This window comes from Streptomyces sp. NPDC006512, assembly GCF_040611935.1.
Classification (GTDB): Bacteria; Actinomycetota; Actinomycetes; order Streptomycetales; family Streptomycetaceae; genus Streptomyces.
In genome coordinates this window covers 43,794-51,721 of record NZ_JBEXPG010000067.1, presented here as the reverse complement: position 1 = coordinate 51,721, position 7,928 = coordinate 43,794, and the positions used below count along the sequence as shown (strand labels likewise).

The following is a 7,928-nucleotide window of genomic DNA, read 5'->3' as shown; positions in this document are numbered from 1 at the left end:
GCGGACTTGGGCTTCTTCGTCGCGGGGTCGTCGTCGTCCTCGCCGAAGGCCATGTTCAGCATCGCGACGTTTTCCTGGCCGAGCTGCTGGAACAGCGGTTCGTTGCCCAGGCGGCGGGGGGAGTCACCGGTGCACTTCTCGTCGCCGCCCATGATCGCGAACTTGACGCCGGCGATGTTCAGGAGTTCCGCGAAGGCCTTCGTGGTCTTCTTGGCCCGGTCTTCGAGGGCGCCGGCGCAGCCGACCCAGTACAGGTAGTCGAACTCGGAGAGGTCTTCCGCGTCCTTGCCGATGATCGGGACGTCGAAGTCGACTTCCTTGGTCCACTCGACGCGCTGCTTCTTGGCCAGGCCCCAGGGGTTGCCCTTCTTCTCCAGGTTCTTGAGCATGGTGCCCGCCTCGGAGGGGAAGGCGCTCTCGATCATGACCTGGTAGCGGCGCATGTCGACGATGTGGTCGATGTGCTCGATGTCGACGGGGCACTGTTCGACGCAGGCGCCGCAGGTGGTGCAGGACCACAGGACGTCGGGGTCGATGACGCCGTTTTCCTCGGCGGTGCCGATCAGCGGGCGTTCGGCTTCCGCCAGTGCGGCGGCGGGGACGTCCTTGAGCTGTTCGGCGGTGGCCTTCTCGTTGCCTTCCATGTCCTTGCCGCCGCCCGCGAGGAGGTAGGGGGCCTTGGCGTGGGCGTGGTCGCGCAGCGACATGATCAGGAGCTTGGGGGACAGCGGCTTGCCGGTGTTCCAGGCGGGGCACTGGGACTGGCAGCGGCCGCACTCGGTGCAGGTGGAGAAGTCGAGGATGCCCTTCCAGGAGAACTGCTCGACCTGGGACACGCCGAAGGAGTCGTCCTCGCCCGGGTCCTCGAAGTCGATCTCCTTGCCCCCGCTGGTCATCGGGAGCAGCGCGCCCAGCGCGACCGCGCCGTCGGCGTTCCGCTTGAACCAGATGTTCGGGAAACCGAGGAACCGGTGCCAGGCCACACCCATGTTGGTGTTCAGCGAGACCGTGATCATCCACGTGAAGGAGGTGACGATCTTGAGCGCCGCGAAGAAGTAGGTGAGGTACTGAAGCGTGCTCAGGCTCAGCCCGTCGAGGGCCGCGATCAGCGGGTACGAGGCGAAGAAGCCCGGCTCCCAGCCGTCGACGCCGTGCTGGGCCCCCTCCAGCGCGCGCAGCGTCATGATGCAGATGCCGACGATCAGGATGACGGACTCGACGAAGTACGCCTGGCCGGTCTTGGAGCCCGTGAAGCGGGACTTGCGGCCCGCCCCGCCCGGCCGGTTCAGCTGCCGGATCACGATCAGGGTCAGGATGCCGAGCACGGTCATCAGTCCGAGGAACTCGGTGAAGATCTCGTACGGCAGCCAGTCGCCGATGATCGGGATCAGCCAGTCGGCCTGGAACAGCTGGCCGAAGGCGTTGACGATGGTCAGCAGCAGCGAGAAGAAGCCCACGGCCACGAACCAGTGCGCCACGCCGACGATGCCCCAGCGGTTCATGCGGGTGTGGCCGAGGAACTCCTTGACCAGCGTGACGGTGCGCTGCGTGGGGTCGCCGGTGCGCGTGCCCGCGGGCACGGGCTGGCCGAGGCGCACGAAGTGGTAGATCTGTGCGATGGCTCGGCCGAACAGCGCGACGGCTACCACCGTGATGACCATCGAAACGATGATCGCGGCGAGTTGCATGGAAGGGCTCCTCGGGCGGGACTTACTAAGCGGTAACTTATTGAGTCAAGGCTTGAGGTTACCCATTCCCCGCGTCGCAATGTAGGCGCGCGTGCGGTGATCTGTGTCGCTCAGGCTTGCCTCTGTCGGTAGGCCGCCCGGGGCGTCTGAGCGAGGATCGCGAGATCCATCCCCAGCCAATGGCTCTCCACATAGTGCCGGTCGAGCAGGGCCATCTCCTCCCAGGGGAGGTCGGAGCGTGCGCTGACCTGCCACAAACCGGTCATACCGGGGCGCACGAGAAGCCGCTCCGGGCGGTCCGTACCGCCTTCCGGGCGGGGGCCGACCAGGGACATCTCCCCCCGCACCACGTTCAGCAGCTGCGGCAGCCCGTCCAGCGCGCAGCGCCGGACCGCCGCGCCGACCCGGCTCGCACCCTCGGTGCGCAGCCGCCAGGTGCGGAAGGGCCGCCCGCCGAGTCCGGCGGCCGGGGTCCGTACGAGGACGCCCGCGCGGCCGGCCGCGTACAGCAGGGCGGCGGTCAGCAGCAGCGGGAGGGCCGTCACCCCCAGGAGTACCAGCGCTCCGGCGAGGTCGAGCACCCGCTTGGCGGGCGGCCTGGCGGGCAGGGTCCACCGGGCGGGGAGCGTCAGCAGCAGGGGCATGCCAGCACGGTGCCGGAAGGCCCCCGCGCCCCCGGCGCGCCGCGCGGCGCGGTTCCCCCGCTCGGCCCCCGCCCCGCGCGGGTTGCGCGTAAGGAAGGTCTAAAGGTTGAGCCCCCTCGACTCAGCTCTGTTGACGGACGGGCGAAGGTGGGGCATTCTTGAGCCTGTTCCACTCAAGTCAGCTGGAGGAATCAAAATGGCACGTGCGGTCGGCATCGACCTGGGCACCACTAACTCCGTCGTCAGCGTTCTCGAAGGCGGCGAGCCCACCGTCATCACCAACGCCGAGGGCGCCAGGACCACGCCGTCCGTCGTCGCCTTCGCCAAGAACGGCGAGGTCCTCGTCGGCGAGGTCGCCAAGCGCCAGGCGGTCACGAACGTGGACCGGACCATCCGCTCCGTCAAGCGCCACATGGGCACTGACTGGAAGATCAACCTGGATGGCAAGGACTTCAACCCGCAGCAGATGAGCGCCTTCATCTTGCAGAAGCTGAAGCGCGACGCCGAGGCCTACCTGGGTGAGAAGGTCACGGACGCGGTCATCACCGTCCCGGCCTACTTCAACGACTCCGAGCGTCAGGCGACGAAGGAGGCCGGTGAGATCGCGGGTCTGAACGTCCTGCGCATCGTCAACGAGCCGACCGCCGCCGCCCTGGCCTACGGCCTCGACAAGGACGACCAGACCATCCTCGTCTTCGACCTCGGTGGCGGCACCTTCGACGTCTCGCTCCTTGAGATCGGCGACGGCGTCGTCGAGGTGAAGGCCACCAACGGTGACAACCACCTCGGTGGTGACGACTGGGACCAGCGCGTCGTCGACTACCTGGTGAAGCAGTTCGCCAACGGTCACGGCGTCGACCTCTCCAAGGACAAGATGGCGCTCCAGCGCCTGCGCGAGGCCGCCGAGAAGGCGAAGATCGAGCTGTCCTCCTCCACGGAGACCTCGATCAACCTGCCGTACATCACGGCCTCCGCCGAGGGCCCGCTGCACCTGGACGAGAAGCTCACGCGCGCCCAGTTCCAGCAGCTCACCGCGGACCTCCTGGACCGCTGCAAGACCCCGTTCCACAACGTCATCAAGGACGCCGGCATCCAGCTGTCCGAGATCGACCACGTGGTCCTGGTCGGCGGCTCCACCCGCATGCCGGCCGTCGCCGAGCTCGTCAAGGAGCTCACCGGCGGTCAGGACGCCAACAAGGGCGTCAACCCGGACGAGGTCGTCGCCATCGGCGCGACCCTCCAGGCGGGCGTGCTCAAGGGTGAGGTCAAGGACGTCCTGCTCCTCGACGTGACCCCGCTGTCCCTCGGTATCGAAACCAAGGGCGGCATCATGACCAAGCTCATCGAGCGCAACACGACCATCCCGACCAAGCGGTCGGAGATCTTCACGACGGCCGAGGACAACCAGCCGTCGGTGCAGATCCAGGTCTACCAGGGCGAGCGCGAGATCGCGGCGTACAACAAGAAGCTCGGCATGTTCGAGCTGACCGGCCTGCCGCCGGCCCCGCGTGGCGTCCCGCAGATCGAGGTCTCCTTCGACATCGACGCGAACGGCATCATGCACGTCACGGCCAAGGACCTCGGCACGGGCAAGGAGCAGAAGATGACCGTCACCGGCGGCTCTTCGCTCGGCAAGGACGAGGTCGACCGCATGCGCCAGGAGGCGGAGCAGTACGCGGACGAGGACCTGCGCCGCAAGGAGGCGGCCGAGTCCCGCAACCAGGGCGAGCAGCTCGTCTACCAGACCGAGAAGTTCCTCGCGGACAACGCGGAGAAGGTTCCGGCCGACGTCAAGACCGAGGTCGAGACGGCCGTCACCGAGCTGAAGGACAAGCTCAAGGGCGACGACGCCGCCGAGATCCGCACCGCGACCGAGAAGCTCGCCGCGGTCAGCCAGAAGCTCGGCCAGGCCATCTACGCCGACGCCCAGGCCGCCCAGGCGGCCGGTGGCGCCGCGGGTGACGCGGGCCAGGCCAAGGCCGACGACGACGTCGTCGACGCGGAGATCGTCGACGACGAGAAGCCGAAGGGTGGCGCTGCCTGATGTCGGAGGAGACCCCGGGCTTTGACGAGAAGCCCGAAGTCCCCGCCGACGGCACGCCTGACGACGCCGCCGAGCCGAAGGCCGCCGACTCCTCCCCGGAGGGGGAGGCGGCCCCGGCCGGGGACTCCGCAGCAGCAGATGTGGCTCTGCTGGCGCAGCTGGACCAGGCCCGTACCGCGCTCTCCGAGCGCACCGCGGACCTCCAGCGGCTCCAGGCGGAGTACCAGAACTACCGTCGCCGCGTGGAGCGGGACCGGATCGCCGTCAAGGAGATCGCGGTCGCGTCCCTGCTGACGGAACTCCTCCCGACCCTGGACGACATCGGCCGGGCGCGGGAGCATGGCGAACTGGTCGGCGGCTTCAAGTCGGTGGCCGAATCGCTGGAGACCGCCGCCGCCAAGATGGGGCTGCAGCAGTTCGGCAAGGAGGGCGAGCCCTTCGACCCGACGATCCACGAGGCCCTGATGCACTCGTACGCGCCGGACGTCACCGAGACGACCTGCGTGGCGATCCTGCAGCCGGGGTACCGGATCGGCGAGCGCACGATCCGCCCCGCGCGGGTCGCGGTGGCCGAGCCCCAGCCGGGCGCGGCTCCCGCCGCCAAGTCCGAGTCCGCAGACGGCGACACGCCGTCCGACAAGGACACGGATGCCCCCGACAAGGGCTGACGTCCACCATGTAGGGAACCGAGAGGAGGGCCACCGGGGATGAGCACGAAGGACTTCGTCGAGAAGGACTACTACAAGGTCCTCGGTGTCCCGAAGGACGCGACCGAGGCCGAGATCAAGAAGGCGTACCGGAAGCTCGCGCGCGAGTTCCACCCGGACGCCAACAAGGGCGACGCCTCGGCCGAGGAGCGCTTCAAGGAGATCTCCGAGGCGAACGACATCCTCGGCGACGCCAAGAAGCGCAAGGAGTACGACGAGGCCCGCGCCCTGTTCGGCAACGGGGGCTTCCGCCCCGGTCCGGGCGGGGGCGGCGGCTCGTTCAACTTCGACCTCGGCGACCTCTTCGGAGGACAGCAGCAGGGCGGTCCGGGCGGCGGCTTCGGCGGCGGTCTGGGCGACGTCTTCGGCGGTCTGTTCAACCGCGGCACCGGCCCCGGCGCGGGAACCCGCGCCCAGCCGCGCCGCGGCCAGGACATCGAGTCCGAGGTCACGCTCTCCTTCACGGAGGCCGTGGACGGCGCGACCGTCCCCCTGCGGATGTCCTCGCAGGCCCCCTGCAAGGCCTGTTCCGGTACCGGTGACAAGAACGGCACCCCCCGGGTGTGCCCGACCTGCGTCGGTACCGGCCAGGTCTCGCGGGGCAGCGGCGGCGGCTTCTCGCTGACCGACCCCTGCGCGGACTGCAAGGGCCGCGGCCTGATCGCGGAGACCCCCTGCGACGTCTGCAAGGGCAGCGGGCGCGCCCGCAGCTCGCGGACCATGCAGGTCCGGATCCCCGCGGGCGTGTCCAACGGCCAGCGGATCCGGCTGCGCGGCAAGGGAGCTCCGGGCGAGCGCGGCGGCCCGGCGGGCGACCTCTACGTGGTCGTCCACGTCGACACCCACCCGGTGTTCGGCCGCAAGGACGACAACCTGACGGTGACGGTCCCGGTGACCTTCGCCGAGGCCGCGCTGGGCGCCGAGATCAAGGTCCCGACCCTGAACGGCCCCGCGGTCACCCTGAAGCTCCCCCCGGGCACCCCGGGCGGCCGTACGATGCGGGCCCGCGGCAAGGGCGCGGTCCGCAAGGACGGCACCCGCGGCGACCTGCTCGTCACGGTGGAGGTCACGGTCCCGGCCGAACTGTCCGACAAGGCCCGCGAGGCCCTGGAGATGTACCGCGACGCGACGGGGGCCGAAGACCCGCGCGCCGCGCTGTTCGAGTCCGTGAAGGGAGCATGAGATGGACGGCCGCCGCAGGAATCATTACCAGCTGACCGACGACACCCCGGTCTACGTGATCTCGGTGGCCGCCCAGCTCTCGGGCCTGCATCCGCAGACCCTCCGCCAGTACGACCGCCTCGGCCTGGTCTCCCCGGACCGCACGGCCGGCCGCGGCCGGCGCTATTCGGCCCGGGACATCGAGCTCCTGCGCACCGTGCAGGCGCTGTCCCAGGACGAGGGCATCAACCTCGCGGGGATCAAGCGGATCATCGAACTGGAGAACCAGGTGGCCGCGCTCCAGCAGCGCGTCGCCGAACTGTCCTCGGCCGTGGACGGGGCGGCCGCCGCCCTCCAGGCCCGCGAGGCCCAGGTGCACGCCTCGTACCGGCGCGACCTGGTCCCGTATCAGCCGCCGCAGCCGGGCAGTGCCCTGGTCGTCTGGCGGCCCAGCCCCAAGCGCCCGCTCGACTGACGGCGCCGCGCGGCACGCGACAAGCGGGAAGGCCCCGCCCGGAACGCTCCGGGCGGGGCCTTCCCGTGTCCGGCCCTGTGCGGCGGGCCCGGAGGGCCCCTGACGGCCCCTCACGGGCCCCTCAGGGCTCCGGGAGCGGCGGCGGGCCCGAGGAGTCGCGCAGGATGCCCGACTGGGCGATGAGGAAGCCGAGCTGGGCGCGGCTGCCGCTGCCGAGGGCGGTGGCCAGCTTCGCGATGTGCGCGCGGCAGGTCCGTACGTTCATGCCCAGTCGGCGGGCGATCGCCTCGTCCACGTGCCCCTCGACGAGCAGTTGGGCGATGGAGCGCTGCACGCCCGAGATCCCGTCGGGCATGTGCGTGTACGTGACCTCCTGGCTCAGCGGTACGGCGCGCCGCCACAGCTGCTCGAAGACCTTGATGAGGTAGTCGACGAGCCCGGGGTGGCGCAGCTCCAGGGCCACGCGGCGGTCGTCGCTGACGGGGATGAAGGCGACGGTGCGGTCGAACACGATCAGCCGCTCGATGAGTTCTTCGAGGGTGCGGATCTCCACCTTGCCCGTGGAGATGCGGTCGACGTAGGCGAGGGTGCCCTGGCTGTGGCGCGCGGTGTGCTGGTAGAGGGTCCGGATGCTCACGCCGCGGTCGATGAGCGGGGCGTCCCGTTCCAGGGCCTCGCTGAGGGCGAAGGAGGGGCGGGCGCCGCCGGGCTGGACCGTCAGCATTTCCGTGTGACACTCGGCGGTGGCCAGGTCGAGTGCGGCGTTGATCTGGTCGAAGCCCTCCAGCACCGTGATGGCGTGGGTGTTCGCGGGGTTTTGCGCACTGATGGTCAGGAACGGCTCGAATGCATCGGTGAGGTCCACGGCGCTGCGCCGACGGTCCTGGATCTCCCGTTCGAGAGGATGGAGACGCTGCGCCAGGGCGACCGCCGGGGGAACCGCGCGGAGCTGGTTCGCGTCATCCGGGTCGGGTCGCAGCAGAGCGAATTCGAGCAGGCAGGGGACGTTTTCCACCTCGCTGCGAGGTACCCGGCCGGCGCTGAGCGCCGCCGCGTAAAGTCGTGCCCCCTCGTCGCACATGGACGTGACGGGGTGGGGATGTGTCGGGTTTGTGTCGTTTATGGGCAAATCTCCACCCCCCAGGGTCCTGAACATGCAAGAACATGATGCATCGTCCCTGTGGCCGTAACGTGCCTGAATGAGCCATG

General features: G+C 69.6%; 7 protein-coding genes. 4 read left to right on the top strand and 3 right to left on the bottom strand.

The window, feature by feature from the left end; genetic code table 11:
* The coding region (locus ABZZ17_RS33515) for a (Fe-S)-binding protein (protein WP_356881884.1) at positions 1-1,688 on the bottom strand (1,688 nt) is incomplete at its 3' end.
* Between the two features lie 110 nt (positions 1,689-1,798).
* The gene (locus tag ABZZ17_RS33510; RefSeq protein ID WP_356881882.1) at positions 1,799-2,332 is read right to left on the bottom strand and encodes a sugar transferase; all 534 of its coding nucleotides are present in this window, start codon (positions 2,330-2,332) and stop codon (positions 1,799-1,801) included.
* 196 nt (positions 2,333-2,528) lie between these two features.
* Here ABZZ17_RS33510 and dnaK point away from each other — a divergent pair, with 196 nt between their 5' ends.
* The 4 genes from dnaK to ABZZ17_RS33490 are packed head-to-tail and all read left to right on the top strand — an operon-like array spanning position 2,529 to position 6,719.
* Positions 2,529-4,376, top strand: a complete 1,848-nt coding sequence (gene dnaK, locus ABZZ17_RS33505) for a molecular chaperone DnaK (protein ID WP_356881880.1) — start codon at positions 2,529-2,531, stop codon at positions 4,374-4,376.
* Positions 4,376-5,044 (top strand): nucleotide exchange factor GrpE, encoded by a 669-nt coding sequence (gene grpE / locus ABZZ17_RS33500; RefSeq protein ID WP_356881877.1) that lies wholly within the window; start codon positions 4,376-4,378, stop codon positions 5,042-5,044. The genes dnaK and grpE overlap by 1 nt, the downstream gene beginning before the upstream one ends.
* A 39-nt stretch (positions 5,045-5,083) precedes the next feature.
* Positions 5,084-6,265 (top strand): molecular chaperone DnaJ, encoded by a 1,182-nt coding sequence (gene dnaJ / locus ABZZ17_RS33495; protein WP_356881875.1) that lies wholly within the window; start codon positions 5,084-5,086, stop codon positions 6,263-6,265.
* 1 nt (position 6,266) lies between these two features.
* Positions 6,267-6,719: a helix-turn-helix domain-containing protein gene (locus ABZZ17_RS33490; protein WP_356881873.1), complete on the top strand. Its 453-nt coding sequence runs from the start codon at positions 6,267-6,269 to the stop codon at positions 6,717-6,719.
* Positions 6,720-6,840: 121 nt separating this feature from the next.
* Here ABZZ17_RS33490 and ABZZ17_RS33485 read toward each other — a convergent pair whose 3' ends face one another.
* The gene (locus ABZZ17_RS33485; RefSeq protein ID WP_356881871.1) at positions 6,841-7,875 is read right to left on the bottom strand and encodes a helix-turn-helix transcriptional regulator; all 1,035 of its coding nucleotides are present in this window, start codon (positions 7,873-7,875) and stop codon (positions 6,841-6,843) included.
* Positions 7,876-7,928: the final 53 nt, after the last annotated feature.

Excerpts from the sequence above, each read along its gene's own strand:
- dnaK (WP_356881880.1), top strand. The coding sequence starts at position 2,529 with ATGGCACGTGCGGTCGGCATCGACCTGGGCACCACTAACTCCGTCGTC.
- ABZZ17_RS33510 (WP_356881882.1), bottom strand. The coding sequence starts at position 2,332 with ATGCCCCTGCTGCTGACGCTCCCCGCCCGGTGGACCCTGCCCGCCAGG.
- ABZZ17_RS33490 (WP_356881873.1), top strand. The coding sequence starts at position 6,267 with ATGGACGGCCGCCGCAGGAATCATTACCAGCTGACCGACGACACCCCG.
- grpE (WP_356881877.1), top strand. The coding sequence starts at position 4,376 with ATGTCGGAGGAGACCCCGGGCTTTGACGAGAAGCCCGAAGTCCCCGCC.
- ABZZ17_RS33485 (WP_356881871.1), bottom strand. The coding sequence starts at position 7,875 with ATGTTCAGGACCCTGGGGGGTGGAGATTTGCCCATAAACGACACAAAC.
- dnaJ (WP_356881875.1), top strand. The coding sequence starts at position 5,084 with ATGAGCACGAAGGACTTCGTCGAGAAGGACTACTACAAGGTCCTCGGT.